This window comes from Rathayibacter sp. AY1C2, from assembly GCF_002931195.1.
Taxonomy (GTDB): Bacteria; Actinomycetota; Actinomycetes; order Actinomycetales; family Microbacteriaceae; genus Rathayibacter.
This window is the reverse complement of the sequence record NZ_PSWG01000019.1, coordinates 1-25,673: the sequence shown is the minus strand read 5'-3', so window position 1 is coordinate 25,673 and position 25,673 is coordinate 1. Positions and strand designations below refer to the sequence as shown.

Genomic DNA, 25,673 nt, shown 5'->3' with positions numbered 1-25,673 from the left:
CGAGCGCCGCGTCGTCCGCCTCGAAGGAGCCGACCATGAAGAGCTACACCCCCGCCCCTGTGGAACTCGGAGCCGGCTTCGGCACCGGTGCGATCGGCGACTACGAGCGCTGGCGCGTCGTCGGCGTCTACGCCCAGGTCGTCATCGCCGAGACCACCGGCGGCAAGCGCCGCAACTACAGCCGTTCCTTCGTCACGTACCGCCTGGCGCAGGAGGCGGAGCTGCTCCGCGCCTCCTAGGTCCTCCGCACTCCACGAGCGCGCGTCCTCCCTCGGGAGGGCGCGCGCTTCTGCGTTCCCGCTCGACGTCGTCGCTCCCGCCCGCGGTCCGGCAGGGCGCCCCTCGAGGCCGGGAGAGGCGCTCGGAGGCGTTCACAGGCCGTCCGAGCCGCTCCTCCTCCCGGGTGTCTCCTCGACGCGACGCCAGGCCCTGGACGCCGCGCAGCCGTCCGCCCGCACCCGACAGCGGACGCCCGCGCGGACGACCGCCGCGCCTCGCTGCGTCCGCGCGACCGGCGCGTCTCCGCCTCTGCCCTCCGGGAACGGCGAAGGGGCCCGGTCCGAAGACCGAGCCCCTCAGGGATGCGGCAGGAGCCGCGTCACCGCGTCGTCAGTTCAGCGAACCCTCGACGGTCTCCTCGAAGGAGGTGGTGTTGCCCGTGCCGTACTTGTAGATCGAGACCGAGGCCTCGCTGGTGTCGCCGTTCTCGTCGAACGAGATCGGGCCGGAGAGGCCGTCGTAGTCGACGTCCTCGCCGTCGGCGATGAGCTTCGCGCAGTCGGCGAAGGTCGTGCACTTGGTGCCGCCCTCCGAGACCGACATGAGGTTGTCGCGGATGGTCGCACCGTCCGTCGCCTTGCCCTGGAGCGCGGCGAGAGCGGTCAGGACCGTGGCGTCGTACGACTCCGGCGCATAGCTGAACACGGTCAGCGCGTCGTTGCCCTGCGACTCGACGAGCGACTGCAGCTTGCCCTGGAAGTCCTCGGACGCCTGGACGCCCGGGTTGGTGAACTGCGCGCCGGCGATGTCGACGTTGGTGTCGGACTCGCCGATGACGCCGTAGTTGCCGTCCGTGCCGTAGAGCTTCGAGAAGTCGAAGCCCTTGGCCGAGAGCTGCTCCGCGATGGTCTTGATCTCGTCGAACGAGATGACGACCAGCGCGTCGGGGTTCGGGGCGAGGACCGAGGTCAGCGCCGAGTTGAAGTCGGTCGAGGCCGGCTCGAAGATCTCCTCGGCCGCGACGGATGCTCCGCCCGCCTCGAGGGTCTCCTTGATGTTCTTCTCGAGGCCGGTGCCGTACGCGTCGTTCATGTACAGGATCGAGACGTTGGTCTTGCCGTCGCCGAGGATCTTGTTGCCGAGGATGCGGCCCTGGAGCACGTCCGAGGGAGCGGTGCGCCAGTAGTAGCCGTCGTCGTCGTAGGTCGTGAAGTCCGGCGAGGTGTTGGCCGGCGAGATCTGGACGACGCCCGCCTGGGTCACCTGGTCGATGAAGGTCTTCGAGACGCCCGAGGACGCCGCGCCGATGATGGCGGAGACGTTGTCGGCGATGAGGGACGTGGCCGACTGCGTCGCGATGTCGGTCGTGGTGTCGCCCGAGTCCTTCTGCTCCACGTCGATCGTGATGCCGGCCTTGGCGTCGTTGATGTCGACGACCGCCTGGTCGACGCCCGCGATCTCGGGCGGGCCGAGGACGGCGAGGGTGCCGGTCTGCGGGAGGATCGTGCCGATCTTGAGGGACAGGTCGCCCGAGCCGCTGTCGCCGCTCGATCCGCTGTCGCCGCCGCCGGCGCAGCCGGCGAGGACGAGAGCGCTGGCGCCCAGAATGGCGACGCCGCCGAGGGTTGCCCGGAGGGACCGCGCGCGGGCCGAGCCGGCCTTCGCGTAAACGCCCATGTTGCTCCTTGAGAGGTGTGTGTCAGTGGGAGCGGCGCCGGTGGCAACCGCTCGGCCAACCTAACCTCCGAAGCAGCCGTGAACAATACAGGGGTGTTACCAATACGTTTCGCGACCGGATCGTTACCATTCCGCTGTCGCGCCGCGCCAGGACGACGCGTTCCGCAGATCAGACGGAGGATCGGCGCCGTCTGCGCTCCGCGGCGACGAGGTCGCCTGAGAAGATCGCCAGGGCGGCCCACACCAGCGCGAAGCCGATCCAGCGCTCGAGCGGCATCTCCTCGTGCAGGACGAAGGCCCCGACGAGGAACTGCAGGAACGGCGTCAGGTACTGCACGAAGCCGACGATCGACAGCGGGAGCCGGCGCGCGGCGCCCGCGAACAGGAGCAGCGGGACGGCCGTGACGATGCCGGCCGAGGCGAGGATGAGGGCGTGCCCCGTCCCCTCCGTCGTCAGGGTCAGCCCCACCGTGGAGCCGACGACCGCCAGCTGCACGACGGCGAGCGGCGTCAGCCAGAGCGTCTCGAGCGTCAGTCCGCCGACCGCGTCCACCGTGCCGCCGACGCGGCTCTTCACCAGGCCGTAGAGGCCGAACGAGAAGGCGAGGGCGAGCGAGATCCACGGGAAGGATCCGTAGCCCACCGCGATGACCAGCACCGCGACCGCGCTGACGCCCATCGCGGCCCACTGCAGTGGCCGGAGGCGCTCGCGCAGCACCAGGACGCCCAGCAGCACCGTGACCAGCGGGTTCATGAAGTAGCCCAGGGCCGCCTCGATGACGTGGCCCGTGGTCGTGGCGATCACGTAGACCTGCCAGTTGACGTAGATGAGCACGCCCGCGATCGCCATCATGCCGAGCAGGCGGGGGCGGCGCAGCAGCGCGCCGAAGGAGCGCCAGCCGCGGAGGACCGTGAGCAGGATCACGCAGAAGACGAGCGAGAAGAGCACTCGGAACGCGACGATCTCGAACGGCGAGGCCGGCGCCATCGCGATGAAGTAGAGGGGCATCGCACCCCAGAGCAGGTAGGCCGAGAACGCGAACAGCAGCCCCGTGCCGGACATCCCGCCCGGGCGTCCCGCCGCTCCGAGCGCCTCCACTCCTTCGCCGACGGGCACGTCCGAAGGGGACGGCGAGACGGACTCGGCAGGGGTGCGGGAGCTGGTCACTCCCCCGATGCTACGCAGCCGCGGGGTGGGGAGACGGCCCCGTAGCGGGCGGATCAGGCCACTGGCCGCGAGGAGGACCGGGAACGACGGAAGGGCCCGCCGACCGAGGTCGACGGGCCCTTCCGAGGGATGCTGCCTAGCGGACGACGACCGCGAGGACGTCGCGAGCGGAGAGGACCAGCAGGTCCTCGCCACCGAACTTGACCTCGGTTCCGCCGTACTTGGAGTAGATCACCTTGTCGCCGACGGCGACGTCGAGCGGCACGCGGTTGCCGTTGTCGTCGATGCGACCGGGTCCGACGGCGACGACCTCGCCCTCCTGCGGCTTCTCCTTGGCGGTATCGGGGATGACGAGACCGGAAGCGGTCACCTGCTCCGCCTCGACCTGCTTGATGACGATGCGATCTTCGAGCGGCTTGATGGACACCGACACGGTTGACCTCTTTCTTGACGACGATGTGGGCGGAACGCGGTTCTGGCACACACGCTCCGAGAGTGCTAGATCCATCGTAGGGGCTCCGCTGGCACTCGTGCAATCAGAGTGCCAAGCGGGGCGGCGGACCCGCCGGGAGGCCGTGGCCTACCATGGCCGGATGCGACGCGACGAGCTGGTCGAGCTCCTCTCCCCCGAGGGCCTCCGGCTCCTCGACTCCCTCGACGGCTACCGGTCCGACGACCTGGTGCGGGCTGTGGCAAGCCTCCGGGCCGCCGGCCACTCCCCCGTCCTCGTCGCCGCGGTGCTCACCCAGGCGAGGCTCCGGCAGAAGGCGGAGGCGAAGTTCGGCGAGTTCGCCCGCTCGATGCTCTTCACGGACGCGGGACTCGAGCAGGCGACGCGGCTGCGCGTCGCCGCCCTGCACGCCGGCCGGTTCGCCGCGGCGGGAGCGGCGCGCGTCGCCGACCTCGGCAGCGGGATCGGCGGCGACGCCCTCGCGATGGCCGCGATCGACCTGGCGGTCACCGCCGTCGAGGCCGACGAGGTCACCGCGACCCTGGCCAGCTTCAACCTCGCCCCGTTCCCCGCGGCGAGCGCCGTGCACTCGACGGCCGAGGGCTTCGACCTCGACGGCTTCGACGCCGTCTACCTGGACCCGGCACGCCGCACGGCCGGCCACCGCGAGACCCGCCGGCTCGACGATCCGGACGACTACTCCCCCTCCCTCGACTTCGCGTTCGGCCTGGCCGAGCACCGTCCCGTGGGCGTGAAGGTGGGTCCCGGCTTCGACCGCGAGCGCCTGCCGCGGGACGCCGAGGCGCAGTGGGTCTCGGTCGACGGGGAGCTGGTCGAGACCGGGCTCTGGTTCGGTTCTCTGGCGCGCCCGGGCGTGCGCCGCTCCGCTCTGCTGCTCGGCGCGGCCGGCTCCTCCGAGCTCACCGCGGCGGGCGACAGCGAGGACGAGGAGGTCGGCCCCCTCGGCGCGTTCGTGCACGAGCCGGACGGCTCCGCGATCCGCGCGCGCCTCCTGGGCGAGCTCGCGCGCTCCAGCGACTCGCGGATGCTCTCGCCCGGCATCGCCTACCTGACCGGCGACCATGCGGCCGCCTCGCCCTTCCTCCGCAGCTTCCGGGTCCTCGCCGAGCTGCCGCTGGACGAGCGCACGCTGGCGAAGGAGCTGCGCACCCGCGGCATCGGCGTGCTCGAGATCAAGAAGCGCGGGGTGGACGTCGATCCCGCCCGCTTCCGCAAGCGGCTGAGCCTCTCCGGCACCGGCAGCGCGGTGCTGATCCTGACGCGGATCGCCGGGCGCCACCGCGCGCTGCTCGCGGAGCGCGTCGAGCGGCCCGCGCCGGCTCAGTAGCCGGAGGTGCCGGCGGCGAGGGCGACCACGACGAAGACGAGGAAGACCGCCAGGTAGATCAGCGAGACGGCGATGCCGGCGAACCCGGTGATGATCGCGGTCAGCGCGAAGCCGCGCGCGGCCGGCTCGCGCCGGCGTCCGAGGAAGCCGAGCACGACGGCCGGAGCCGACAGCAGGAAGCCGAAACCGGCGGCGAAGAGCGTGATGACCAGGCCGACGATGCCGAGGATCATCCCGACGAGGCTCAGCGTGCGGGGGACGACGGGCGCCGGTGCGGCCGCATAGGCGGCGGGGTGGCCGGGCACGGAGGAGTAGGCGGGCGCCGAGGGGTACGCGGGCGGGGGCGGCGGCGACCCGTAGGCCGGCGGTGCGGAGTCGGCGAGCGGCACCGACGGCTGCGACGCGGCCGAGGGCGGAGCGGGCGGAGCCGGGGGGACGGGCGGGGCCGGCGGGACCGGGACGGAGCCGTGCTGCTCGTCGGAGCCGGGGCCGGGACGGGTGCTGTCGTCGCTCATGGCGCGAGTCTAGCCAGCACCCGGGCGGCGGCGGAGGGGTTCCGTCCGCTCACGCGGGCAGGTACCCGCCGTCGCGCAGGTCGCCCACGAAGGCCGTCCAGGCGAGGTAGGCGATCACAGCGAGGACGATCGCGAGGTAGCCCAGCACGAAGCCGGCGACCGCGAGACCGCGGCCGCGCTGTCCGGAGCGTCGGGCCTGGGCGAAGCCGATGTGGCCGAGGACGATGGCGGCGGGCGCCAGCCCCAGCAGTCCGCACACCAGAGCCGCGACCGCGAGCGGGTTCATCGGCGGGCGGCGGGGCGGGAGACCGGGGTAGGGATCGGCGGCGGCCGTCGGCGGCGGGTAGGCCGCCGACGGCTCGCCGAGCGGAGGGGCGAACGGCGCGGGCGCCGGTCCGGTCTGCGGTCCGGGCGCGGTGTCGTCGGTCACGGTGTCCTCCTGGTGGTGCGGGCGCCCCCGAGCCTCGGAGGCGTGTCGATCAGTACCCGGTCGTGGGCATGGTCGCCGCGATCGAGAAGAGCGCGACGAACGAGATGATGGTGATGATGATCGCGACGAAGCCGATGATGACGGCGGCGAGGGCGAGGCCGCGGCCCTTCTCCCCCGTGCGCTTGATCTGCGACAGGGCGATGAAGCCCAGCACGATGCCCACGATGGAGACGAAGAACGAGGCGATGAAGCCGATGATCGCCAGGATGTTGTAGCGGTCGGACGCGGGCGTGTACGGAGTGGTCATGGAATCCCCCAGGGTCAGGAACGAGCGGATGCGGCCAAGAGTGGCAGTGGCACGATCCGCCTGTCAAAAAGCTGGACGGCGCTTGCGCGCCCCGGCTGCCGCCCGGTAGAGGCCTCAGCGGACCTGGATCTCGGTGACCGGGAGGGTCGAGTCGGCCCCGAATCCGAGCCCCGACGGCGGATGCCCCGCCTCGATCAGCTGCGCCGCCAGTGCGGCGATCATCGCGCCGTTGTCGGTGCAGAGCGAGAGCGCCGGGATCCGCAGGGTCACTCCCGCGGCCGCGCACCGCTCCTCCGCCAGCGCGCGCACCCGGGCGTTGGCGACCACGCCGCCGCCGAGCAGGAGGCGCGGCACGCCCCGGTCGCGGCAGGCGGCGAGCGCCTTCGTGAGCAGGACGTCGGCGACCGCCTCGCGGAAGCTCGCCGCGACGTCGGCCACGGGCACCTCCTCCCCCGCGTCCTGGCGCTTCTCGACCCAGCGGGCGACCGCGGTCTTCAGCCCCGAGAACGAGAAGTCGTAGCGGTGGCGCTCGAGGTCCTTCGGCAGGCTGAGCCCGCGGGGGAAGCGGATCGCCTTCGGGTCCCCGTCCGCCGCCACCCGGTCGATCTGCGGTCCGCCCGGATAGGGCAGGCCCAGGACTCGCGCCACCTTGTCGAAGGCCTCGCCGGCGGCGTCGTCGATGGTCTCGCCGAGCAGCTCGACGTCCGACACCAGATCGCGCACGTGCAGGAGCGAAGTGTGCCCGCCCGAGACCAGCAGCGCGATCGTCGGCACCTCGACGGGGCTGCCCTCGCTGCCGTCTGAACGGAGGACGTCGGCTCCCACATGTCCGACGAGGTGGTTCACGGCGTAGAGCGGCAGGCCGAGCGAGACGGCGAGCGCCTTCGCCGCTCCGACGCCGACCATGAGGGCGCCCGAGAGCCCCGGTCCGCTGGTGACCGCGATCGCGTCCAGGTCGCCGAGCGCGACACCGGCCTCGGAGAGCGCCGCGTGCAGGGCGGGCTCGAGCGCCTCCAGGTGCGCCCGGGCGGCCACCTCGGGCACGACGCCGCCGTAGCGGGCGTGCTCCTCCATCGAGGAGGCTATGGTGTTCGAGAGCAGCGTCGTGCCGCGGACGATGCCGATCCCCGTCTCGTCGCAGCTGGTCTCGATGCCGAGGACGAGGGGTCCGGTGCTCACGGGGTCTCCTGGGTCGGGGTCGGCGGCAGGCGCATCACGATCGCGTCCACTCCGTCGGGCTGGTAGTAGGCGGGGCGGACGCCGATCTCCTCGAAGCCCTCCGAGCGGTAGAGGGTCTGCGCGGCGGGGTTGTCGGCGCGGACCTCGAGGAAGACCTCGCGGGCACCTCGCTCGCGGGCCGCCTCGAGGAGCGCGCGCAGCAGTCGGCGGCCGAGGCCGGTGCGGCGGACCCGGGCGACGACCGCGATCGTCTGCACGTCGCCCTCGTGAGCGCCGACGGGGCAGAGGAGCCCGGCGTAGCCGACCACCTCGCCGTCCTGCTCGGCGACCAGGTACCGGGTGTGACGGCTCCGGATCTCCTCCGCCATCATCCCCCGCGACCAGGCGTCGCCGGCGAACTCGGACTCCTCGATCGCCATGACGGCGTCGAGGTCGTCCGCCTGCGCGTCGCGGAGCACGGCCTCGCTCATGCGGTCACCCGCTTGGGGCCGGCCGACAGCGTGACGTCGGGCGAGCGGAGGTAGAGGGGCTCGTCCGCGGCACCGGGCCGGCCGGCCGCGCGCAGGCGGGCGGCCACGACTCCGAGCTCGCCGGCGGAGACCGACTCGGCCTCCAGGCGCGGGAGCTCCGGATGCGGGAGGGCCGGCGGCTTGTCCAGGCCCGGGCCGGCGAGGCGGACGGGGAGTCCCTGGTCGTCGAGCCCGTCGTAGGCGCTCCAGTACAGCTCGCGGCGGCGGGCGTCGGTGACGACGAGGAAGCCGGCGGCGCGCCCGTGCCGCAGCGCGGCGAGCGCGATCGCGTCGTGCGAGACCACGGGGAGGGTGGGGACGCCGCGGCCGAGCGCGAAGGCCCGGGCGGCGGCGATCCCGACCCGGAGGCCGGTGAAGGGGCCGGGGCCCATGCCCACGGCGACCGCCTCGATGCCCCCGGGAGCCACGTCGGCCGCCTCGAGCGCCTCCTGGATCAGCCGGCCGACCACCTCCGCGTGGCGCATGGTGTCGGTCTCGGTGCGCTCCGAGCGCACGGCGCCCGCGGAGTCGACGACGGCGACGGAGGTTCCGGAGGAGGTGTCGATCGCGAGGAGCACGCGTCCAGGGTACCCGCGGGCTCAGCTCCAGCCGGTGCCGCGGAAGCGGACGGTGCGCGGCTCGATCGGCTCCTCGCCCTCCTCGGCGTCGGAGTCGGCGGTCGGCCGCTCGATGACCACGTCGAGCCAGGACTCCGCGACGCCGTCCAGCATCCCGGCCCCCCACTCCACGACGACCACCGAGCGCGCCGGATCGAGGTCGAGGTCGTCGAGCTCGACCGGCGAGCCCACGCGGTAGGCGTCGACGTGCACGAGCGGCGGCCCGTCGTGCAGCGGCGGGTGCGTCCGCGCGATCACGAAGGTGGGGCTCGTCACGGGACCCCGCACGTCGAGGCCCTCGCCGAGCCCGCGCGTGAAGGTCGTCTTGCCCGCGCCGAGCGGCCCCGTCAGCACCAGCAGATCGCCGGCGCGCAGCACTCGGCCGAGCTCGCGGCCGAGCTCCGCCATGGCCTCCGGATCGGCGACCTCGACGACGCGGTCCGCGAACCAGGAGCGCTCAGGCACGGCCGTCCGCCGCGCTCAGCAGCCGCCGCTGGACGCGCGGCCCGAGCCGGGTGACCAGCTCGTAGTTGATGGTGCCGCACCACCGCGCCCACTCGTCGACCGAGGGGACGCCGGTCGTCGGGTCGCCCCAGAGGGTCACCGGGTCGCCCGTCGCGACGCTCGCGTCCCCCACGTCGACGACGAACTGGTCCATCGCGACCCGCCCGGCGATCCGATGGCGGCGGCCGCCGATCGAGACCTCCGCGACGCCGGAGGCGCTCCGCGGGATGCCGTCCGCGTAGCCGAACGGCACGAGTGCGAGGGTCGTCCCGCCCTCGGCCCGCCAGGTGTAGTCGTAGCTCACGCCGGTCCCGTGGGGCACCCGGCGGACGCCGGCGACGCGGCCCTGGAGCGTCATCGCCGGGACGAGCCCGAGCTGGAGCGAGGTCTCGTCCTCGAACGGCGAGAGTCCGTAGAGGGCGATGCCGCTGCGCACCATGTCGAGGCGTGCTTCCGGGAGGCGCAGCGCCGCCGCCGTCGCCGCGAGGTGCAGGACCGGCGCCTGCACCCCGTGCGCGGCCAGCACGGCCTCGGCGCGGCGGAGGAGCGCGAGCTGGGCGAGGTCGTCCTCGCGCGAGGTGTTGGACAGGTGCGAGAAGAGCCCGGTGAGGTGGACGGTGCCGCGAGCGCTGTGACGGGCGAGCGCCTCCGCCAGGTGCGGCCACTCCTCCTCCGCGGCGCCGTTGCGGCTGAGGCCGGTGTCGACCTTGAGCTGCACGGCCGCGCGCACGCCGCGGTCCTCCGCCGACTGCGCGAGCGTGTCGAGCTGGTCGACGGAGGAGACGGCGACGTCGATCGAGTGCTCGAGCGCCGCGTCGAAGTCCTCGCCGGGGTCGTGCAGCCAGCAGAGGATCGGAGCGACGACGCCTGCCTCGCGCAGGGCCACGGCCTCCCGCAGCTCCGCGGTGCCGAGGGCGTCCGCGCCGCCGTCGAGCGCCGCCTGCGCCGCGGCCAGGGCGCCGTGCCCGTAGCCGTTGGCCTTGACGACGGCCATGAGCCGTCGGGCACCGGTGAGCTCGCGCAGACGCGCGGCGTTCGCCGCCATCGCGTCGACGTCGATCACCGCCTCGCGGTACGACGCGGGGACGCTCACGACTCGGCCACCACGAACGCGCAGGCCACGCCCGCGTCGTGCGTCATCGAGAGGTGCACGCGCGTGATCCCCCGCGCCTCCGCGGCCGCCCGGGCCGGGCCGTGCAGCGCGAAGGACGGATTCCCGTGCTTGTCCCGCTCGACGACCATGTCGAGCCAGCGGGCGCCCACGGAGTCGCCGAGCGCCTTGATCAGCGCCTCCTTGGCGGCGAAGCGGCCCGCCAGCGAGGCGACCGGGAGCGAGCGTTCGCTCTCGGCGAACAGGCGGTCGCGGAGCCGGGGCGTGCGCGACAGCGAGCGCTCGAAGCGCGCGAGGTCCACGACGTCCACCCCGATCCCCACGATCACGGCTCGATCACTCGACCGTGACCGACTTGGCGAGATTGCGCGGCTGGTCGACGTCGAGGCCCTTGGCGGCGGCGAGCTCCATCGCGAACATCTGCAGCGGGGTGACGGCGAGCAGCGGCTCGAACAGCGGGTCGGCGAGCGGGATCGGCACGACCTCGTCGGCGATCTGGATCGCGGCCGTATCGCCCTGCTCCGCGATCGCGATGACGCGGGCGCCGCGGGCCTTGATCTCCTGGATGTTCGAGATCACCTTGCGCTGCAGCTCGTACGACTCGCTCGGGCTCGGCACGATCACGAAGACGACCTGGCCAGGCTCGATCAGTGCGATCGGGCCGTGCTTGAGCTCGCCCGCCGCGAAGCCCTCGGCATGGATGTAGGCGAGCTCCTTGAGCTTCAGCGCGCCCTCGAGCGCCACCGGGTAGCCGACGTGGCGGCCGAGGAACAGCACCGCACGGGTGTCGGCCATCCAGCCGGCCAGCTGGGCGATGTCGTCGGAGGCGTCGAGCACGCGGGAGAGCTTCTCCGGGATCGCGGCGAGCTGAGCCGCCTGCGAGGCGACGAGCTCGGTGGAGGCGGCACCGCGCACCGCGGCCAGGTGCAGCCCGAAGAGGTAGAGCGCCGCGATCTGGGCGACGAAGGCCTTGGTCGAGGCGACCGCCACCTCCGGTCCCGCGTGCGTGTAGAGCACGGCGTCCGACTCGCGCGGGATCGTCGCGCCCTGGGTGTTGCAGACCGAGAGCGTCTTGGCGCCGTGCTCGCGGGCGTACTTGACCGCCATCAGCGTGTCCATCGTCTCGCCGGACTGGCTGATCGAGACGACGAGGGTGCGCGGGGTGAGCACCGGGTCGCGGTAGCGGAACTCGTGGCTGAGCTCGACCTCGACGGGGACGCGCGCCCACTTCTCGATCGCGTACTTGGCGACCATGCCCGAGTAGGCGGCCGTGCCGCAGGCGATGATCGTGATGCGGTCGATCTCCGTCAGCACCGGACCGAGCGCGTCGAGCTCGGGCAGCGTGATCGCGCCCTCGTGGATGCGGCCGCGGAGCGTGTTGGCGACGGCCTCGGGGCCCTCGGTGATCTCCTTGGCCATGAAGCTCGACCAGCCGCCCTTCTCGGACGCCGACGCGTCCCAGGCGATCTCGAACGGCTCGGTCTCGACGAGGTTGCCGAAGAAGTCGGTCACCGTGACGAGCTCCGGGGTGATCGTGACGATCTGGTCCTGGCCGATGGCGACCGCGCGGCGGGTGAACTCGACGAACGCCGCGACGTCGGAGCCGAGGAAGTTCTCCCCGTCGCCCAGGCCGATCACGAGCGGCGAGTTGCGGCGCGCGCCGACGACCACGCCGGGCTGGTCCTGGTGCAGGGCGAGCAAAGTGAACGCGCCCTCGAGGTGCGCGACGACGGCCTGGAAGGCGAGCACGAGGTCGCCGGTGCGGCGGTACTCGCGGGCGATCAGGTGCGCGGCGACCTCGGTGTCGGTCTCGCTCTCGAAGACGGCGCCCTCGGCGAGCAGCTGCTCCTTGAGCGGCTGGAAGTTCTCGATGATGCCGTTGTGGATGACGGCGAGCCTGCCCTCGTCCGCGAGGTGGGGGTGGGCGTTGCGGTCGGTCGGGCCGCCGTGCGTCGCCCAGCGGGTGTGGCCGATGCCCGTGGTGCCCTCGGCCAGCGGGTGCGCCTCGAGGTCGTCGACCAGGACGCTGAGCTTGCCCGAGCGCTTGCGGCTGTCGAGCTGCCCGTCGGCGTCGATCACGGCCACGCCGGCCGAGTCGTAGCCGCGGTACTCCAGACGCTTCAGGCCCCCGAGCAGCACGGCCAGGCTGTCGCGCTCACCGACGTATCCAACGATTCCACACATGCGCTCGATTCTAAGCGGCGCGGAGGCGCCTCCCGCGGCGTCGGGCACCCGGCGGGGCGGACGCTAGGATCGGTCCCCATGCCGTCGTCTCCTCGCGATCCCGCGCGCGACGCGCACCCCTCCCCCTTCGTCGAGATCGTCCGCTCCGACTGGGCCGAGCTCGCCCGCACCACGGAGCTGCCGCTGTCGGAGACCGAGGTCGTGCAGCTGCGGGGGCTGGGCGACCGGCTGAGCCTCACCGAGGTCGCGGAGGTCTACCTGCCGCTCTCGCGCCTGCTGAGCCTGTACGCCGGTGGCGCGCGGCACCTGCACCGCGCGACGAGCACGTTCCTCGGGGAGCGCGCGCAGCCGACTCCGTTCGTGATCGGCGTCGCGGGGTCGGTCGCGGTGGGCAAGTCGACGATCGCGCGCCTGCTTCGGGAGCTGCTCGCCCGCTGGGAGGACACGCCCCGCGTCGAGCTGGTGACCACCGACGGCTTCCTGCTGCCCAACCGCGAGCTGGAGCGCCGCGGTCTGATGAGCCGCAAGGGCTTCCCCGAGTCGTACGACCGGCGGGCGCTGCTGCGCTTCGTCTCGGAGGTGAAGGGCGGGGCCGCGGAGGTGCGCGCGCCGTTCTACTCGCACCTCTCCTACGACATCGTCCCCGACGCCGAGATCGTCGTGCGGCGGCCGGACGTGCTGATCGTCGAGGGCCTGAACGTGCTGCAGCCGCCGGTGCCCGGTCACGGCCTGGCGGTGAGCGACCTGTTCGACTTCACCGTCTACGTCGACGCCCGGACCAGCGACATCGCGCGCTGGTACGAGGAGCGCTTCCTCACCCTGCAGCAGGGCGCGTTCGCGAATCCGAACTCCTACTTCCACCGCTACGCGGCGCTCAGTCCGGACGAGGCCCGTGAGCGCGCGCGGAGCATCTGGGCCGCGATCAACGAGCCGAACCTGCTGCAGAACGTGCGCCCCACCCGCTCCCGCGCGAGCCTGGTCCTCCGCAAGCAGGCCGACCACACCGTCTCCTCGGTCCTCCTCCGCAAGATCTGACCGCGCCCCCGGTCGCTGTTCGCCGCCGCGCGCACCGCGCAGCCACCGACCTCGAACCCCTTCACCGCACGATCGGCGCAGGCTCGCCACCACCCACGAGCCGTCAGCGTGAATCGCGTGCCAAGCGATTCACGCGCGGCGAACGCGACCCGCTCCACCCAGCGCGACCACCTCCACAAGCCGACCGCGAGGGGCCGCGCAGGGAGCGGCCCCGCAACCAACACCGCCGTCGGCGGGAATCGCGTGCCAAGCGATTCACGCGCGGCGATCGCGACCCGCTCCACCCGCGCAACCACCTCGACAAGCCGACCGCGAGGGGCCGCGCAGGGAGCGGCCCCTCAACGAACACAGCCGTCGTGGGAATCGCGTGCCAAGCGATTCACCCGCGGCGAACGCGCCCCGCTCCACCCATCGCAACCACCTCCCCAAGCCGACCGCGAGGAGCCGCGCAGGGAGCGGCCCAACCCACGAGCCGTCGTGGGAATCGCGTGCCAAGCGATTCACCCGCGGCGAACGCACCCCGCTCCACCCATCGCGACCACCTCCCCAAGCCGACCGCGAGGAGCCGCGCAGGGAGCGGCTCCTTAAGAACGCAGCCGCTCGAGCACGACCGCGGCGAGCGATTCGGCGAGGCGGTCGGCCGTCTCCTGCGTCTTCGCCTCGACCATGACGCGCACCATCGGCTCGGTGCCGGAGGGGCGCAGGAGCACGCGGCCGTCGCTGCCGAGCTCGGCGGTGGCGTCGGCGACGGCGGAGGCGATGACCTCGTCGTCGCGGACGCCCTCGCGATCGACGCCGCGCACGTTGAGGAGGGTCTGCGGGAAGACGGACATGACGGCGGCCAGGTCGGCGATCGTGCGTCCGGTCCGGGCCATCTCGGCCGCGAGCTGGAGGCCGGTGAGCACGCCGTCGCCGGTGGTGGCGTAGCGGCTCATGATGACGTGGCCGGACTGCTCCCCGCCGAGCGAGTAGCCGCCGTCGTTCATCGCCTCGAGGACGTAGCGGTCGCCGACCGCGGTCTCGATGACGCGGATGCCGGCGTCGCGCATGGCGAGCTTGAGGCCGAGGTTGCTCATGACGGTGGCCACGAGGACGTCGTCGCGGAGGGCGCCGCGGCGGGCCATGGCGGTCGCGAGGATCGCCATGATCTGGTCGCCGTCGACGATGCGGCCCTGGGCGTCCACCGCGAGGCAGCGGTCGGCGTCGCCGTCGTGGGCGATGCCGATGTCGGCGCCGGCCGCGCGGACGGCGTCGGCGACGTTGTCGAGGTGGGTGGAGCCCACTCCGTCGTTGATGTTGAGGCCGTCGGGGTCGTTGCCGATGACGGTGACGGTCGCTCCGGCGTCGGTGAACACCTGGGGCGAGATGCCGGCGGCGGCGCCGTGCGCGCAGTCGATGACCACGTGCAGGCCGTCGAGACGGGTGCCCTCGAGGGATCCGAGCAGGTGGAGGACGTAGCGGTCCTCCGCGTCGGAGAAGCGGGTGATGCGGCCGACGTCGGCTCCGGTCGGCGTGAGCGGGGGGACTCCGAGGGCCGCTTCGATGCGGTTCTCGAGCTCGTCCGGGAGTTTGCGTCCGCCTGCGGCGAAGAACTTGATGCCGTTGTCGGCTGCGGGGTTGTGCGAGGCCGAGATCATCACGCCGAAGTCGGCGTTCTCGTCGGCGATGAGGTAGGCGGTGGCGGGCGTCGGGATGACGCCGGCGTCGAGTACGTCGACTCCAGCGCTCGCGAGACCCGCCGCGACCGCGGCTCCGATGAACTGACCGGAGATGCGGGGGTCGCGGGCGAGCACGGCGACGGGCCGACGGCCCTCGGCCCGGGCGGCCGCTCCGAGTACACGGGCGGCCGCCTGGGCAAGGCCGAGAGCCAGGTCGGCCGTGACCTCGCGATTAGCGAGGCCACGGACGCCGTCTGTTCCGAACAGGCGCGGCATGGTGCGCAGTCCCTTCTCGAGCTGCTGGTCGTGCGGCCGTCAGGCCGCGTCGACTAGCGCTTCGAGAACTGGGACGCCTTGCGGGCCTTCTTGAGACCGGCCTTCTTGCGCTCGATGACGCGGGCGTCGCGGGTCAGGAAGCCCGCCTTCTTCAGGATCGCGCGGTTGTTCTCGCGGTCGATCTCGTTGAGCGCACGGGCGATGGCGAGGCGCAGCGCGCCGGCCTGGCCGGAGGGGCCGCCGCCGGTGATCTTGGCGACCACGTCGTAGGAGCCGATCAGGTCGAGCACCTTGAAGGGGTCGGTGATCAGCTGCTGGTGCAGCTTGTTGGGGAAGTACTCCGCGAACTCGCGGGCGTTGACGGTCATGCCGCCGTTGCCGGGGACGAGGCGCACGCGGGCGATGGCCTGCTTGCGTCGGCCCACGGCTGCGCCGGAGACGTTGAGGACGGCGCGGGGCGTCGTGGACGCCTCGGTGGCCGGGCTTTCGGTGGAGTAGCTCTCGGGAGCCACGTCGATCTGGTCTGCGATCTTCGCCACGGTGTAGGTGATCCTTTGTCTTCGAAGTCTGGGGTGTCGGGGAGGGCCGGAGCCTACTGGGCGACCTGGGTGAAGGCGTACGCCTGCGGCTGCTGGGCCGCGTGGGGGTGCTCGGATCCCGTGTAGACCTTCAGCTTGCGCAGCTGGGCGCGGCCGAGGGAGTTCTTGGGGAGCATGCCGCGGATGGCCTTCTCGACGGCGCGGACCGGGTTCTTCTCGAGGAGCTCGGCGTACGTGGTGGCCGAGAGGCCGCCCGGGTAGCCGGAGTGGCGGTAGGCCTTCTTCTGGAGGAGCTTCTGGCCGGTGAGGGCGACCTTCTCCGCGTTGACGATGATGACGAAGTCGCCCATGTCCATGTGCGGCGCGAAGGTGGCCTTGTGCTTGCCGCGCAGGAGCGCCGCGGCGTGGGTGGCGAGACGGCCGAGCACGACGTCGGACGCGTCGATGACGATCCAGTCGTGCTGGACGTCAGCCGGCTTCGGAGAAAAAGTGCGAGTCACGTGAGTGCTGCTTTCTGGTCGGAGTGAGGTGTTCGTGGATCCCGCTCCGTGGCCGTTCGACCCGCGAGGGGGCCGAACCGATCCGGTGGAGGGCTCAACTTCGGGCGCTCGGCACACGGCCGAAAACACCAAGGGTCGACATTACAGCAAAGCCCCCGTGCGGCCAAGCACGGATCGTGGCGGCAGGGGCTCCGGCGGCGGGAGGTGCGACCCGAGCCGCCACGGGTCGCGGGGCGCGGTCGCGCGCCCTCGCCTCACTCCGAGTCCTCCGGGTCCGGCTCCTCGGTCCGCACGGTGCGCTTCGCCCGGGTGAGCAGGGCCCGCTCGGCGAGTGCGTCGTCCTCGGGGTAGTCGACCTCGCGGAGGATGAGGCCGCGGGCCGGCATCACCGCGAACGCGTTGGTCCGTCGGGCGGCGTCCCGGAGCAGCGGGACCGCCCCCGCCTCGAGCTTCCCGGCGCCGACCGCCACGCACGCCCCCACGAGGGCCCGCACCATGCTGTGGCAGAAGGCGTCCGCGCGCAGGTGGGCGTGCAGGACTCCGTCGGCGTCGCGCTCCCAGGTGAAGTCGAGCAGGCTCCGGATGGTGGTGGCCCCTGCGCGGGCACGGCAGAACGACGCGTAGTCGTGAAGGCCCAGGAGCGAGCGGGCCGCGGCCGTCATCGCGTCGAGGTCGAGGGAGTCGGTGATCCAGGTGGTGTACGTGCGGTCGAGCGGGTGGCGCATCGAGGAGGCGTCGGCCAGCCGGTACTCGTACCGCCGCCAGCGCGCCGAGAACCGCGCGTCGAACCCCTCCGGCGCCTCCGTCACCCGGTGCACCGAGACGTCGGTGTACTGCCCGAGGATCCCGCGGAGCCGCCGCTCCAGGATCGACGCGGGCGGGAACGGCTCCTCCCCCGGTCGGCGCCTGCCGCTGCTGATGCGGCCCCACTGCTCGGGGGTGAGGTCGACGTGGGCGACCTGGGCGCTGGCGTGCACGCCGACGTCGGTGCGCCCGGCGACCGTCACGGTCGGGTGCTGCTCGGAGCGCAGCACCAGGGCGAGCGACTCCTCGAGCACCCCCTGCACGGTGCGGAGGCCGGGCTGCTTGGCCCAGCCGGAGAAGTGCGAGCCGTCGTAGGCCAGGTCGAGGCGGACGCGGTGGAGCATCAGACGAGTCTAGAGCGCGCCGTGGTCGCGGCTCAGGCGACCGCGAGCGGGACGTCGACGGTTGCCAGGGCCGAGACCGCCCAGCCGACCAGCGTCGACTGCTCGCCGACCGAGGAGACGATCCGCGCCTCCCAGCCGCCTGCGAGCACGGCCAGCTCGGAGGGGGCGGAGGCGATGCCCTGCACCCAGTAGGCGGCCGTGCCCAGCGAGACCGGCACGGCGCCGAGCGCCTCGCCCGCACCGGTGAAGGTCTCGACGAGGGGCCCGCGGTGCAGCGTCAGCACGACGACCGGGTCGCCGCCGTCGACGGCGTAGGAGCACGTGTCTCCCGCGGCGGTGATCGACACGGTGCCCGCCGTCAGGCCGGCCTCCTGCTCGACGAGGGAGGCGGGGAGAGCGGTCGCGCAGTCCACACCCTCGCTCGACGGCACAGAGGGCACGGAGGGCACGGTCGGTGCGGCCGACGGCACGGGGGTCGTGCTCGCGAGACCCGCCGACTCCGGCACGTCGATCACCTCGCCGGAGGCGCAGCCGCTCACTCCGCCCGCGAGTGCCAGGGCGAGGAGCGCCGCAGCGGCCGAGGAGCGCAGTCGCACAGGAGTCCTCCGAGGATCGTCGGGGCGGACCCCGGGCGCCGGTCGTGACGCGGCCGCACCCGACGAGCGCAGCCGTGCCATCGTAAGCGACGATTCGCGCCACTCGGCCCCGTGGAACGACGAGAGCCCCCCGCCCCGGAGGGGACGGAGGGCTCTCGGCAGAGGGGGCGTGACTACTTGGTCGCGCCGGTCTCCTCGACAGGAGCGTCCTGTGCGGCGTCCTCGACGGGAGCGTCCTGCACGGGCGCCTCCTCGACGGGGGTCTCCTCGGCAGTCGTCTCCTCGGCGGGGGCCTCGTCCACCGGAGCGGACACGGGCGCCGTGGCGGTGCGCGACTTCTTCGCCTTGGGCGTGACGGGCTCGAGGACGAGCTCGATCACGGCCATGGGCGCGTTGTCTCCCTTGCGGGGGCCGATCTTGGTGATGCGGGTGTAGCCGCCCTCGCGCTCGGCGACGAGCGGAGCGATCTCGGTGAAGAGCTCGTGGACGACCGACTTGTCGCCGATCGTCGCGAGGACGCGACGGCGGGCGTGCAGGTCGCCGCGCTTGGCGAAGGTCACCAGGCGCTCGGCGAGCGGACGAAGGCGCTTGGCCTTGGTCTCGGTCGTCTTGATGCTCTTGTGCGTGAACAGGGCCGCGGCCAGGTTCGCCAGCAGCAGGCGCTCGTGTGCGGGTCCGCCTCCGAGGCGGGGGCCCTTGGTGGGCTTGGGCATGGGTTTACTCCAGTACTAAAGGGGTGTCAGCAGGTCGGACGCGAGGAGCCGGGGCTCCGGAGCGGAGGACCTAGATGCTCTCGTCGTCGTAGCTGTAGAAGTGGGCGCCGTCGAACCCGGGGACCGAGTCCTTGAGCGACAGGCCGAGCTCCGTCAGCTTCTCCTTGACCTCATCCACCGACTTCTGACCGAAGTTGCGGATGTTCATGAGCTGCGTCTCCGAGAGGGCGACGAGCTCATTGACGTTGTTGATGCCCTCGCGCTTGAGGCAGTTGTAGCTGCGCACCGAGAGGTCGAGGTCCTCGATGGGCATGGACAGCTCGGTCGAGAGGACCGCGTCGACCGGCGCGGGGCCGATCTCGATGCCCTCGGCCGCGTTGTTCAGCTCGCGGGCGAGACCGAACAGCTCGGTCAGCGTGCGTCCGGCGGAGGCGATGGCGTCGCGCGGCGAGATCGCGGCCTTCGTCTCCACGTCCACGACCAGGCGGTCGAAGTCGGTGCGCTCGCCGGCACGGGTGGCCTCGACGCGGTAGGTGACCTTCAGCACGGGCGAGTAGATCGAGTCGACCGGGATCTGGCCGGCCTCGGAGAACTCGCTGCGGTTCTGAGTCGCCGAGACGTAGCCGCGGCCGCGCTCGATCGTGAGCTCGAGCTCGAACTTCGCCTTGTCGTTCAGCGTGGCGATGACGAGCTCCGGGTTGTGGATCTCGACACCGGCCGGAGCCGAGATGTCCGCGGCGGTGACCTGGCCGGCTCCCTGCTTGCGCAGGTAGGCGGTGATCGGCTCGTCGTGCTCGGAGGAGACGACGAGTCCCTTGATGTTCAGGATGATCTCGGTGACGTCCTCGCGGACGCCCGGGACGGTCGTGAACTCGTGCAGGACTCCGTCGATCCGGATGCTGGTGACAGCGGCGCCGGGGATGGAGGACAGCAGGGTGCGACGCAGCGAGTTGCCGAGCGTGTAGCCGAAGCCGGGCTCGAGGGGCTCGATGACGAAGCGGGAACGGAACTCCGAGATGTTCTCCTCGGTGAGCGTCGGACGCTGTGCGATAAGCACTGATGATTCCTTTCGATCACGTGTCCGCTATATGACACGTGCGTTTGCGAGGTGTGGAGTTGTGAAAGAAATGCGCGATCCGCCGGCCGGCCGCACTCCCCGCCCGGAGGCGGTTCGTGCGGCCGGCCGACGGCTGCGAGTGCTGCTTAGACGCGACGACGCTTGGGCGGGCGGCAGCCGTTGTGCGCCTGCGGGGTGACGTCGTTGATCGAGCCGACCTCGAGGCCTGCGGCCTGGAGCGAGCGGATCGCGGTCTCACGACCCGAGCCGGGGCCCTTCACGAAGACGTCCACCTTCTTCATGCCGTGCTCCTGAGCCTGGCGCGCGGCCGACTCGGCGGCGAGCTGGGCGGCGAACGGCGTCGACTTGCGCGAGCCCTTGAAGCCGACTCCACCGGACGAGGCCCAGCTGATGACGGCCCCGGAGGGGTCGGTGATCGAGACGATGGTGTTGTTGAACGTCGACTTGATGTGGGCCTGGCCCACAGCGATGTTCTTCTTCTCCTTGCGGCGCGGCTTGCGCGCGGCCGACTTGGGGGTAGCCAATTCTGTATCTCCTCTAGGTCCGTGTCGCCCGCGTTACTTGCGGCCGGCCTTCTTCTTGCCGGCGACGGTGCGCTTGGGTCCCTTGCGGGTGCGCGCGTTCGTCTTGGTGCGCTGTCCACGGACCGGGAGGCCGCGACGGTGGCGGAGGCCCTCGTACGAGCCGATCTCGACCTTGCGGCGGATGTCGGCGGCGACCTCGCGGCGGAGGTCGCCCTCCACCTTGTAGTTGCCCTCGATGTAGTCGCGGAGCGAGACGAGCTGGTCGTCGCTGAGGTCCTTGACGCGGATGTTGCCGTCGATCCCGGTGTCGCTCAGGGTCTTGAGCGCGCGAGTGCGGCCGACACCGTAGATGTAGGTCAGTGCGACCTCCACGCGCTTCTCGCGCGGGATGTCTACTCCTGCCAGACGTGCCATTGTGGCTTCTCCTGTGAGTGAGTGGAGGTGTGAAGCAGCACCGGTGCCTCGGCCTCCGACCGAAGGTGTCCTCGCCGTCCACCCCGGGGTCGCCGGGGTGCTGCGCGATTTCTGGTGCTGCGGGTGTGTTCAGTTGTGCAGTGGGGCGGCACGCCGCCCCTGCGCTCCCTCGCGGAAGCAGCGGGACTAGCCCTGGCGCTGCTTGTGGCGGGGGTTGCTGCTGCAGATGACCATCACGTTGCCGTGGCGGCGGATGATCTTGCAGTGGTCGCAGATGCGCTTGACGCTGGGGTTGACCTTCATTGTTCTTGTCCTTGTTTTCGCTGGCGTCGTGCTCCCGGCGGATGCCGGGGCCGTTCCTTACAGGACACGCACGTCGCGAACGTCAGCGGAGCGAACGTCTACTTGTAGCGGTAGACGATCCGGCCGCGGGTCAGGTCGTAGGGGCTCAGCTCCACGATCACCCGGTCCTCGGGGAGGATCCGGATGTAGTGCTGACGCATCTTGCCCGAGATATGGGCGAGAACTTTGTGTCCGTTGGTCAGCTCCACGCGGAACATCGCGTTGGGGAGCGCCTCGACAACCGCACCTTCGATTTCGATGACACCGTCTTTTTTGGCCATAGCCTCACTGTCGTTCGGAAGTAGTGTGTGTACTGGTCGTGCGAATGTTTCCGCGACGAGCCACCACCGGGCGAGAGCCCGGATCGGGGTTCGCGGGCATGCCGGAGCACGCGCAAAACACCAAGGGTCGATGCTACGCGAATCGCGGCCGCTCCGCCACCTCGGGCGTGTCGCCCCCTCCTCCGCCTCCGCGCCCGACGCGCGCCCCCTGCCCGGCCCTGCGTCCGCCGCCGCCTAGGCTGGCTCCGTCGAGCCGGAGGGAGAGCACATGGCGCGCACGACGAGGTCCGCGACCGCGAGGCGGAGCTGGTACTCGCACCCGGTGGTGACGATCCTGGCGGCGATCGCGGTCATCGCCCTGGTGCAGACCTTCTTCGTGAAGGTGTACACGGTGCCGACCGGCTCGATGGAGAACACCCTCCAGGGCGGAGGGTTCTTCGGCGACCGCATCCTGGTCGACCGCACCCTCGCCCTCCAGGGCGGGCCGGAGGAGGGGCAGATCGTCGTCTTCTCGCGCGACGCCGACTGGGGCGCGAGCGACGAGGCCGGCAGCCCCCTCTCCGAGATCGTGAAGACCTTCGGCGACGTCACCAGCATCGGCCCCTCCCACGAGGAGTTCCTCGTCAAGAGACTGATCGCCGAGGGGGGCCACACCGTCTCCTGCTGCGACGCCGAGGGGCACGTGCTGGTCGACGGGAAGCCGCTGGACGAGTCCTACGTGTTCGAGGACTTCCCCTTCACCCCCGGGACCCTCGACTGCACGACGAGCCCCGCGTCCCTCCGCTGCTTCGACGAGTACACCGTCCCCGAGGGCTCCCTCTTCGTCCTGGGCGACCACCGGTCGAACTCCAACGACTCGCTCGGCGAGTGCCGCGGCGCCGGCGGGCCGATCGACACATGCGTGAAGACCGTGCCGATCGACAGGGTCACCGGACGCGTCTTCGCCGTGGCCTGGCCGCTCACGCGCTGGCGGCTGTTCTAGCGCTCCGCCCGAGCCGCCGCAGACGACGACGAGGTCCCCCGCGGGAAGCAGGGGACCTCGTCGTCGTTCACCGTCGTGCGGCCACGGGACTAGCCGCGGACGACCGCCACGACCCGGTCGAAGAGCGGATGCTCGGCCGTGAGGCCGGTGACCTCCGCCACGAACTCCTCCGGGGTGAGCGCGGCCAGCTTCTCGTGGAGCTCCACGCTCTGGGGGTCCTCGGGCACGTCGAAGCGCAGCGCGGCGCCGATCGCGGCGAGCAGGCCCTCCGGCGTGCGCCCGCGCTCGGCGAGCTCGGCCGCCGGTCCGATGAAGCGCTCGTGCCGCGACAGCTTCCGCAGCGGCTGGCGTCCCACCCGGTCGACCGTGTCGGTCAGGTACGGGTTGGCGAAGCGCTTCAGCGTCTTCTCGAGGTAGGCCTGCTGCTCCTCGTCGCTGAAGCCGTGCTTGGCCACGATGAGCGCCTTGGTGTCCTCGAGCGCGGCCTTGACCGCGTCGTGCACCTCGGGCATCGCCAGCGCGTCGGAGAGCTTGTGCGCTCCGGCCGCGAAGCCGGTGTAGGCGGCCGTCGCGTGGCCGGTGTTCACCGTGAAGAGCTTCCGCTCGATGAAGGGCTCGAGGTCGTCGACCCAGGTCGCGCCCGGGATCTCCGGCTCGGTGCCCTCGAACGGAGTGCGGTCGACGACCCACTCGAAGAAGCTCTCCACTGTCACGTCCAGGCCCTGGCCCGGTTCCTGGTTCGGGACGATGCGGTCTACCGCGGTGTCGGCGAAGACGGCGCGGGTGCGCAGGCGCTCCCACTCGTCCGCGCCGAGGTTCGCGGCGACCTCGGTCTGCAGGAGGCGCGTGGCGTTGATCGCGTTCTCGCAGGCCATGACCGCCAGCCGCGGCGCCGACTCGTCGCGGGCGGCGAGGCCCTTCGCGATCACGGGGGCGACGAAGCGCAGGATGTTCGGGCCGACGGCCGTGGTGACGATGTCGGCGGCGGCGATCTCGCGGACGAGCGCCTCCTCGTCGGCGGCCGAGTCGATCGCGCGGAAGCGGTCGACGACGTGCGTGGCCGCCTCCTCCCCCACCTCGTGCACCTCGTAGCTGTCGGCGGCGGCGAGGCGGCCGATCAGCTCGGAGTTGACGTCGGCGAAGACGAGCTCGTAGCCGGCGCCGTGCAGGATCAGGCCGACGAAGCCGCGGCCGATGTTGCCGGCGCCGAAGTGGACGGCGGTGGGCATCAGGAGTTGACCTCGCCCAGCAGGCTGTAGAGCGACTGCGCGTCCGGGGCGTCGAGGAGCTTCTGCACCTCGTCCTCCTCCGAGAAGATGATCGCGATCTTGGAGAGGATCTCGAGGTGCTCGTTGTCGACGCCGGCGATGCCGACGACGAAGCGCACCTCGTTGCCGTCCCAGTCGATCGGCTGCGCGTAGCGCACGAACGAGAGGGCGGAGGAGCGGATCTCGTCCTTCGCGTCGTTGGTGCCGTGCGGGATGGCGAGCAGGTTGCCCATGTAGGTCGAGACGGTCGCCTCGCGGGCGAGCATGGCCTCGTAGTAGGCGGGGGTGACCGCGCCGACGCCGACCAGCATGTCGGCGGCCTCCTTGATGGCGGCCTCCTTCGTGGTGGCGGTGCCGGAGGCGTCGATCTGTCCGATGGTGAGCACGTCGCTCATGGGGTGCGTCCTTCCGTGGAGGTGCTGACAGCGAGGGAACCCGCAGGGGCGAGCGGAGCGTGTCCGCTCTGTCGCACCCTACGGGTTCCCTCCGAATGGTTGGCGTACTACTTGCCGTGCTGCTCCGCGACCAGCGAGACGACCTCGTCGTACTTCGGGCTGTTCATGAAGTTGTCCACGGAGACGTGGATGGCGCCCGGGGTGCGCTGGCGGGCGCGCTCCGTGAGCTCGGCCTGGGTGATGACCAGGTCCACGTCGTCCTCGAGAGCGGCGATCGCCTTGTTGGTGACCGTGACGTCCTCGAAGCCCGCCTTCTTCATCTTGTTCCGCAAAACAGAGGCGCCCATCGCGGACGAGCCCATGCCGGCGTCGCAGGCGAAGACGATGTTCCGGACCTGGGTCGCGGTGGCCGTGGCTCCCGCGGTCGAGGCGCCGGCCGAGTCCTGCGGAGCGTTGGCGCCGCGGGCGTTGATGAGCGAGCCGACGGCGCTCTCCTTGCCCTTGTTCGCCTCGTTGGCGGCGACGGCGGCGGCGAGCTTGTCGTCGCCCTCCTGCTCCGCGGCCAGGTCGCGCTTGCGGCCGGACCGGATGATGACCGAGGCCACCAGGAACGACACGGCGGTCGCGAGGATCACAGAGAGGATGACGCCGAGGAAGCTGTCGTTCGCGGTCTGCAGGAGCACCGCGATGATCGAGCCGGGCGAGGCGGGGGCGCGGAGGCCGGAGTTGAACGCGACGTTCGTCGCGACACCGGTCGCACCGCCGAGGATGACGGCTGCGAGCAGCGCCGGCTTCATCAGCACGTACGGGAAGTAGATCTCGTGGATGCCGCCGATGAAGTGGATGATCGCCGCGCCGGGAGCCGAGGCGCGGGCCGCGCCGACGCCGAAGAACGCGAACGCCAGGAGCACGCCCATGCCGGGGCCGGGGTTGGCCTCGAGGAGGAAGAGGTAGGACTTGCCCGCCTCCTCCGCCTGCTGCACGCCCAGCGGCGTGAGGATGCCGTGGTTGATGGCGTTGTTGAGGAAGAGGATCTTCGCCGGCTCGATGAAGAGCGAGGTCAGCGGGAGCAGACCCGCGTTGACCAGGAACTCCACGCCCGCGCCGAGGGCGGTCGAGAGGCCGACCACGAGCGGCGCGACGCCCGCGAAGGCGAGGAGCGCGAGGAGGAGGCCGAGGATTCCGGCGGAGAAGTTGTTGACCAGCATCTCGAAGCCGGGCTTGATCTTGCCGTCCCAGATCGAGTCGACCTTCTTCATGAGCCACGCCGACAGCGGGCCCATGATCATGGCGCCGATGAACATCGGGATGCCGGCGCCGACGATGACGCCCATGGTCGCGATGGTGCCGACCACGCCTCCGCGGGCGCCGTAGACCATGCGGCCGCCGGTGTTCGCGATGAGGAGCGGGAGGAGGTAGGTGATCATCGGGGCGACGAGGCCGGTGTTGACGACGTCGGGATCCGTGCTCCAGCCGCCGAACTGCTGGACCCAGGTGGCGTCAATGCCGAGGAGGGGGAGCCATCCGGTCTGGATGAAGAGGGCCGTGATGAAGCCCCAGGCGATGAAGGCCGCGATGTTCGGCATGACCATTCCCGAGAGGAAGGTGCCGAAGCGCTGGACGTGGACGCGCGCTCCACCGCGCGTCGACGTCGCTGACGTCGTTGTCATGTGGTGTGTTCTCCGATTTCTAGGGGCGGGCGGGC

Annotated in this window: 31 protein-coding genes; 4 read left to right on the top strand and 27 right to left on the bottom strand. The window is 71.6% G+C overall.

The window, feature by feature from the left end; translation table 11 throughout:
- Nucleotides 1-35: 35 nt before the first annotated feature.
- Nucleotides 36-239, top strand: coding sequence for a hypothetical protein (locus C5C55_RS12740; protein ID WP_104234164.1), 204 nt, complete (start codon nucleotides 36-38; stop codon nucleotides 237-239).
- Between the two features lie 370 nt (nucleotides 240-609).
- Here the strand turns inward: C5C55_RS12740 and C5C55_RS12735 are convergent, their stop codons facing one another.
- The 3 genes from C5C55_RS12735 to groES form a co-directional block, all read right to left on the bottom strand.
- Nucleotides 610-1,896 (bottom strand): ABC transporter substrate-binding protein, encoded by a 1,287-nt coding sequence (locus C5C55_RS12735; protein ID WP_104234163.1) that lies wholly within the window; start codon nucleotides 1,894-1,896, stop codon nucleotides 610-612.
- A gap of 169 nt (nucleotides 1,897-2,065) precedes the next feature.
- On the bottom strand, nucleotides 2,066-2,959 hold the full coding sequence (gene rarD / locus C5C55_RS12730) for an EamA family transporter RarD (protein ID WP_104234162.1): 894 nt from the start codon (nucleotides 2,957-2,959) through the stop codon (nucleotides 2,066-2,068).
- 241 nt (nucleotides 2,960-3,200) lie between these two features.
- Nucleotides 3,201-3,497, bottom strand: coding sequence for a co-chaperone GroES (groES, locus tag C5C55_RS12725; RefSeq protein ID WP_097167691.1), 297 nt, complete (start codon nucleotides 3,495-3,497; stop codon nucleotides 3,201-3,203).
- 160 nt (nucleotides 3,498-3,657) lie between these two features.
- Between groES and C5C55_RS12720 the strand changes: the two genes are divergently transcribed.
- Entirely contained in the window at nucleotides 3,658-4,863 is a 1,206-nt protein-coding gene (locus C5C55_RS12720; protein ID WP_104234161.1) for an SAM-dependent methyltransferase, read from the top strand.
- Here C5C55_RS12720 and C5C55_RS12715 read toward each other — a convergent pair.
- The 10 genes from C5C55_RS12715 to glmS form a co-directional block, all read right to left on the bottom strand.
- On the bottom strand, nucleotides 4,857-5,378 hold the full coding sequence (locus tag C5C55_RS12715; protein ID WP_104234160.1) for a DUF4190 domain-containing protein: 522 nt from the start codon (nucleotides 5,376-5,378) through the stop codon (nucleotides 4,857-4,859). The genes C5C55_RS12720 and C5C55_RS12715 overlap by 7 nt on opposite strands.
- Before the next feature lie 49 nt (nucleotides 5,379-5,427).
- Nucleotides 5,428-5,808, bottom strand: coding sequence for a DUF4190 domain-containing protein (locus C5C55_RS12710; protein ID WP_104234159.1), 381 nt, complete (start codon nucleotides 5,806-5,808; stop codon nucleotides 5,428-5,430).
- 49 nt (nucleotides 5,809-5,857) lie between these two features.
- On the bottom strand, nucleotides 5,858-6,115 hold the full coding sequence (locus tag C5C55_RS12705; RefSeq protein ID WP_104234158.1) for a DUF4190 domain-containing protein: 258 nt from the start codon (nucleotides 6,113-6,115) through the stop codon (nucleotides 5,858-5,860).
- A gap of 114 nt (nucleotides 6,116-6,229) precedes the next feature.
- Nucleotides 6,230-7,294, bottom strand: coding sequence for a tRNA (adenosine(37)-N6)-threonylcarbamoyltransferase complex transferase subunit TsaD (gene tsaD, locus C5C55_RS12700; RefSeq protein ID WP_104234157.1), 1,065 nt, complete (start codon nucleotides 7,292-7,294; stop codon nucleotides 6,230-6,232).
- Nucleotides 7,291-7,764: a ribosomal protein S18-alanine N-acetyltransferase gene (gene rimI, locus C5C55_RS12695; protein WP_104234156.1), complete on the bottom strand. Its 474-nt coding sequence runs from the start codon at nucleotides 7,762-7,764 to the stop codon at nucleotides 7,291-7,293. The genes tsaD and rimI overlap by 4 nt, the downstream gene beginning before the upstream one ends.
- Nucleotides 7,761-8,381 (bottom strand): tRNA (adenosine(37)-N6)-threonylcarbamoyltransferase complex dimerization subunit type 1 TsaB, encoded by a 621-nt coding sequence (tsaB, locus tag C5C55_RS12690; protein ID WP_104225011.1) that lies wholly within the window; start codon nucleotides 8,379-8,381, stop codon nucleotides 7,761-7,763. Before tsaB ends, rimI begins: the two co-directional genes overlap by 4 nt.
- 21 nt (nucleotides 8,382-8,402) lie before the next feature.
- Entirely contained in the window at nucleotides 8,403-8,828 is a 426-nt protein-coding gene (gene tsaE, locus C5C55_RS12685; protein ID WP_104234182.1) for a tRNA (adenosine(37)-N6)-threonylcarbamoyltransferase complex ATPase subunit type 1 TsaE, read from the bottom strand.
- 49 nt (nucleotides 8,829-8,877) lie between these two features.
- Nucleotides 8,878-10,017, bottom strand: coding sequence for an alanine racemase (alr, locus tag C5C55_RS12680; RefSeq protein WP_104225010.1), 1,140 nt, complete (start codon nucleotides 10,015-10,017; stop codon nucleotides 8,878-8,880).
- The gene (locus C5C55_RS12675; protein ID WP_104234155.1) at nucleotides 10,014-10,364 is read right to left on the bottom strand and encodes a holo-ACP synthase; all 351 of its coding nucleotides are present in this window, start codon (nucleotides 10,362-10,364) and stop codon (nucleotides 10,014-10,016) included. Before C5C55_RS12675 ends, alr begins: the two co-directional genes overlap by 4 nt.
- Nucleotides 10,365-10,371: 7 nt before the next feature.
- A complete protein-coding gene (gene glmS / locus C5C55_RS12670; RefSeq protein WP_104234154.1) occupies nucleotides 10,372-12,219 on the bottom strand; it encodes a glutamine--fructose-6-phosphate transaminase (isomerizing) in 1,848 nt (615 codons plus the stop codon).
- Nucleotides 12,220-12,297: 78 nt separating this feature from the next.
- Here glmS and coaA point away from each other — a divergent pair, with 78 nt between their 5' ends.
- Nucleotides 12,298-13,254 (top strand): type I pantothenate kinase, encoded by a 957-nt coding sequence (gene coaA, locus C5C55_RS12665; protein ID WP_104234153.1) that lies wholly within the window; start codon nucleotides 12,298-12,300, stop codon nucleotides 13,252-13,254.
- Nucleotides 13,255-13,838: 584 nt separating this feature from the next.
- On the opposite strand, the gene glmM is transcribed toward coaA, so the two are convergent.
- From glmM to infA, 11 genes are all read right to left on the bottom strand, one after another.
- Nucleotides 13,839-15,188: a phosphoglucosamine mutase gene (glmM, locus tag C5C55_RS12660; protein ID WP_104227412.1), complete on the bottom strand. Its 1,350-nt coding sequence runs from the start codon at nucleotides 15,186-15,188 to the stop codon at nucleotides 13,839-13,841.
- Between the two features lie 53 nt (nucleotides 15,189-15,241).
- Complete coding sequence (gene rpsI, locus C5C55_RS12655) at nucleotides 15,242-15,727, bottom strand: 30S ribosomal protein S9 (protein ID WP_104225004.1); 486 nt, start codon at nucleotides 15,725-15,727, stop codon at nucleotides 15,242-15,244.
- Nucleotides 15,728-15,780: 53 nt separating this feature from the next.
- The gene (gene rplM, locus C5C55_RS12650; RefSeq protein WP_104225003.1) at nucleotides 15,781-16,227 is read right to left on the bottom strand and encodes a 50S ribosomal protein L13; all 447 of its coding nucleotides are present in this window, start codon (nucleotides 16,225-16,227) and stop codon (nucleotides 15,781-15,783) included.
- A 254-nt stretch (nucleotides 16,228-16,481) separates the two neighbouring features.
- Entirely contained in the window at nucleotides 16,482-17,375 is an 894-nt protein-coding gene (locus C5C55_RS12645) for a tRNA pseudouridine(38-40) synthase TruA (protein ID WP_104234152.1), read from the bottom strand.
- A 32-nt stretch (nucleotides 17,376-17,407) separates the two neighbouring features.
- Nucleotides 17,408-17,971 carry a hypothetical protein gene (locus C5C55_RS12640; protein ID WP_104234151.1) on the bottom strand — a complete coding sequence of 188 codons (564 nt, stop codon included), beginning with the start codon at nucleotides 17,969-17,971 and terminating at the stop codon, nucleotides 17,408-17,410.
- Nucleotides 17,972-18,144: 173 nt separating this feature from the next.
- Entirely contained in the window at nucleotides 18,145-18,684 is a 540-nt protein-coding gene (gene rplQ, locus C5C55_RS12635; RefSeq protein ID WP_104225000.1) for a 50S ribosomal protein L17, read from the bottom strand.
- Nucleotides 18,685-18,754: 70 nt separating this feature from the next.
- Nucleotides 18,755-19,741, bottom strand: coding sequence for a DNA-directed RNA polymerase subunit alpha (locus C5C55_RS12630; protein ID WP_104224999.1), 987 nt, complete (start codon nucleotides 19,739-19,741; stop codon nucleotides 18,755-18,757).
- A 146-nt stretch (nucleotides 19,742-19,887) separates the two neighbouring features.
- Entirely contained in the window at nucleotides 19,888-20,286 is a 399-nt protein-coding gene (gene rpsK / locus C5C55_RS12625) for a 30S ribosomal protein S11 (RefSeq protein ID WP_055787170.1), read from the bottom strand.
- Nucleotides 20,287-20,319: 33 nt separating this feature from the next.
- Nucleotides 20,320-20,700, bottom strand: a complete 381-nt coding sequence (gene rpsM / locus C5C55_RS12620) for a 30S ribosomal protein S13 (protein WP_068251511.1) — start codon at nucleotides 20,698-20,700, stop codon at nucleotides 20,320-20,322.
- A gap of 186 nt (nucleotides 20,701-20,886) precedes the next feature.
- The gene (gene rpmJ, locus C5C55_RS12615) at nucleotides 20,887-21,003 is read right to left on the bottom strand and encodes a 50S ribosomal protein L36 (RefSeq protein ID WP_055787164.1); all 117 of its coding nucleotides are present in this window, start codon (nucleotides 21,001-21,003) and stop codon (nucleotides 20,887-20,889) included.
- 98 nt (nucleotides 21,004-21,101) lie between these two features.
- The gene (gene infA, locus C5C55_RS12610) at nucleotides 21,102-21,323 is read right to left on the bottom strand and encodes a translation initiation factor IF-1 (protein WP_022883252.1); all 222 of its coding nucleotides are present in this window, start codon (nucleotides 21,321-21,323) and stop codon (nucleotides 21,102-21,104) included.
- Nucleotides 21,324-21,591: 268 nt separating this feature from the next.
- Here infA and lepB point away from each other — a divergent pair, with 268 nt between their 5' ends.
- Complete coding sequence (lepB, locus tag C5C55_RS12605) at nucleotides 21,592-22,305, top strand: signal peptidase I (RefSeq protein WP_104224998.1); 714 nt, start codon at nucleotides 21,592-21,594, stop codon at nucleotides 22,303-22,305.
- Nucleotides 22,306-22,394: 89 nt separating this feature from the next.
- Here the strand turns inward: lepB and C5C55_RS12600 are convergent, their stop codons facing one another.
- From C5C55_RS12600 to C5C55_RS12590, 3 genes are all read right to left on the bottom strand, one after another.
- Nucleotides 22,395-23,534: a mannitol-1-phosphate 5-dehydrogenase gene (locus C5C55_RS12600; protein WP_104234150.1), complete on the bottom strand. Its 1,140-nt coding sequence runs from the start codon at nucleotides 23,532-23,534 to the stop codon at nucleotides 22,395-22,397.
- Nucleotides 23,534-23,968 (bottom strand): PTS sugar transporter subunit IIA, encoded by a 435-nt coding sequence (locus C5C55_RS12595; RefSeq protein ID WP_104224996.1) that lies wholly within the window; start codon nucleotides 23,966-23,968, stop codon nucleotides 23,534-23,536. The genes C5C55_RS12600 and C5C55_RS12595 overlap by 1 nt, the downstream gene beginning before the upstream one ends.
- Nucleotides 23,969-24,075: 107 nt before the next feature.
- Nucleotides 24,076-25,638: a PTS mannitol transporter subunit IICB gene (locus C5C55_RS12590; RefSeq protein ID WP_104224995.1), complete on the bottom strand. Its 1,563-nt coding sequence runs from the start codon at nucleotides 25,636-25,638 to the stop codon at nucleotides 24,076-24,078.
- Nucleotides 25,639-25,673 lie beyond the last annotated feature (35 nt).

Bases quoted from the DNA above. Each gene is read 5' to 3' on its own strand.
- tsaE (WP_104234182.1), bottom strand. From the start codon at position 8,828: ATGGCGGAGCTCGGCCGCGAGCTCGGCCGAGTGCTGCGCGCCGGCGAT.
- coaA (WP_104234153.1), top strand. From the start codon at position 12,298: ATGCCGTCGTCTCCTCGCGATCCCGCGCGCGACGCGCACCCCTCCCCC.
- rpmJ (WP_055787164.1), bottom strand. From the start codon at position 21,003: ATGAAGGTCAACCCCAGCGTCAAGCGCATCTGCGACCACTGCAAGATC.
- C5C55_RS12720 (WP_104234161.1), top strand. From the start codon at position 3,658: ATGCGACGCGACGAGCTGGTCGAGCTCCTCTCCCCCGAGGGCCTCCGG.
- C5C55_RS12735 (WP_104234163.1), bottom strand. From the start codon at position 1,896: ATGGGCGTTTACGCGAAGGCCGGCTCGGCCCGCGCGCGGTCCCTCCGG.
- C5C55_RS12590 (WP_104224995.1), bottom strand. From the start codon at position 25,638: ATGACAACGACGTCAGCGACGTCGACGCGCGGTGGAGCGCGCGTCCAC.
- glmS (WP_104234154.1), bottom strand. From the start codon at position 12,219: ATGTGTGGAATCGTTGGATACGTCGGTGAGCGCGACAGCCTGGCCGTG.
- rpsM (WP_068251511.1), bottom strand. From the start codon at position 20,700: ATGGCACGTCTGGCAGGAGTAGACATCCCGCGCGAGAAGCGCGTGGAG.
- C5C55_RS12740 (WP_104234164.1), top strand. From the start codon at position 36: ATGAAGAGCTACACCCCCGCCCCTGTGGAACTCGGAGCCGGCTTCGGC.
- C5C55_RS12715 (WP_104234160.1), bottom strand. From the start codon at position 5,378: ATGAGCGACGACAGCACCCGTCCCGGCCCCGGCTCCGACGAGCAGCAC.
- rimI (WP_104234156.1), bottom strand. From the start codon at position 7,764: ATGAGCGAGGCCGTGCTCCGCGACGCGCAGGCGGACGACCTCGACGCC.
- rplQ (WP_104225000.1), bottom strand. From the start codon at position 18,684: ATGCCCAAGCCCACCAAGGGCCCCCGCCTCGGAGGCGGACCCGCACAC.
- C5C55_RS12600 (WP_104234150.1), bottom strand. From the start codon at position 23,534: ATGCCCACCGCCGTCCACTTCGGCGCCGGCAACATCGGCCGCGGCTTC.
- rarD (WP_104234162.1), bottom strand. From the start codon at position 2,959: ATGTCCGGCACGGGGCTGCTGTTCGCGTTCTCGGCCTACCTGCTCTGG.
- lepB (WP_104224998.1), top strand. From the start codon at position 21,592: ATGGCGCGCACGACGAGGTCCGCGACCGCGAGGCGGAGCTGGTACTCG.
- C5C55_RS12705 (WP_104234158.1), bottom strand. From the start codon at position 6,115: ATGACCACTCCGTACACGCCCGCGTCCGACCGCTACAACATCCTGGCG.
- glmM (WP_104227412.1), bottom strand. From the start codon at position 15,188: ATGCCGCGCCTGTTCGGAACAGACGGCGTCCGTGGCCTCGCTAATCGC.
- infA (WP_022883252.1), bottom strand. From the start codon at position 21,323: ATGGCCAAAAAAGACGGTGTCATCGAAATCGAAGGTGCGGTTGTCGAG.
- C5C55_RS12645 (WP_104234152.1), bottom strand. From the start codon at position 17,375: ATGCTCCACCGCGTCCGCCTCGACCTGGCCTACGACGGCTCGCACTTC.
- C5C55_RS12595 (WP_104224996.1), bottom strand. From the start codon at position 23,968: ATGAGCGACGTGCTCACCATCGGACAGATCGACGCCTCCGGCACCGCC.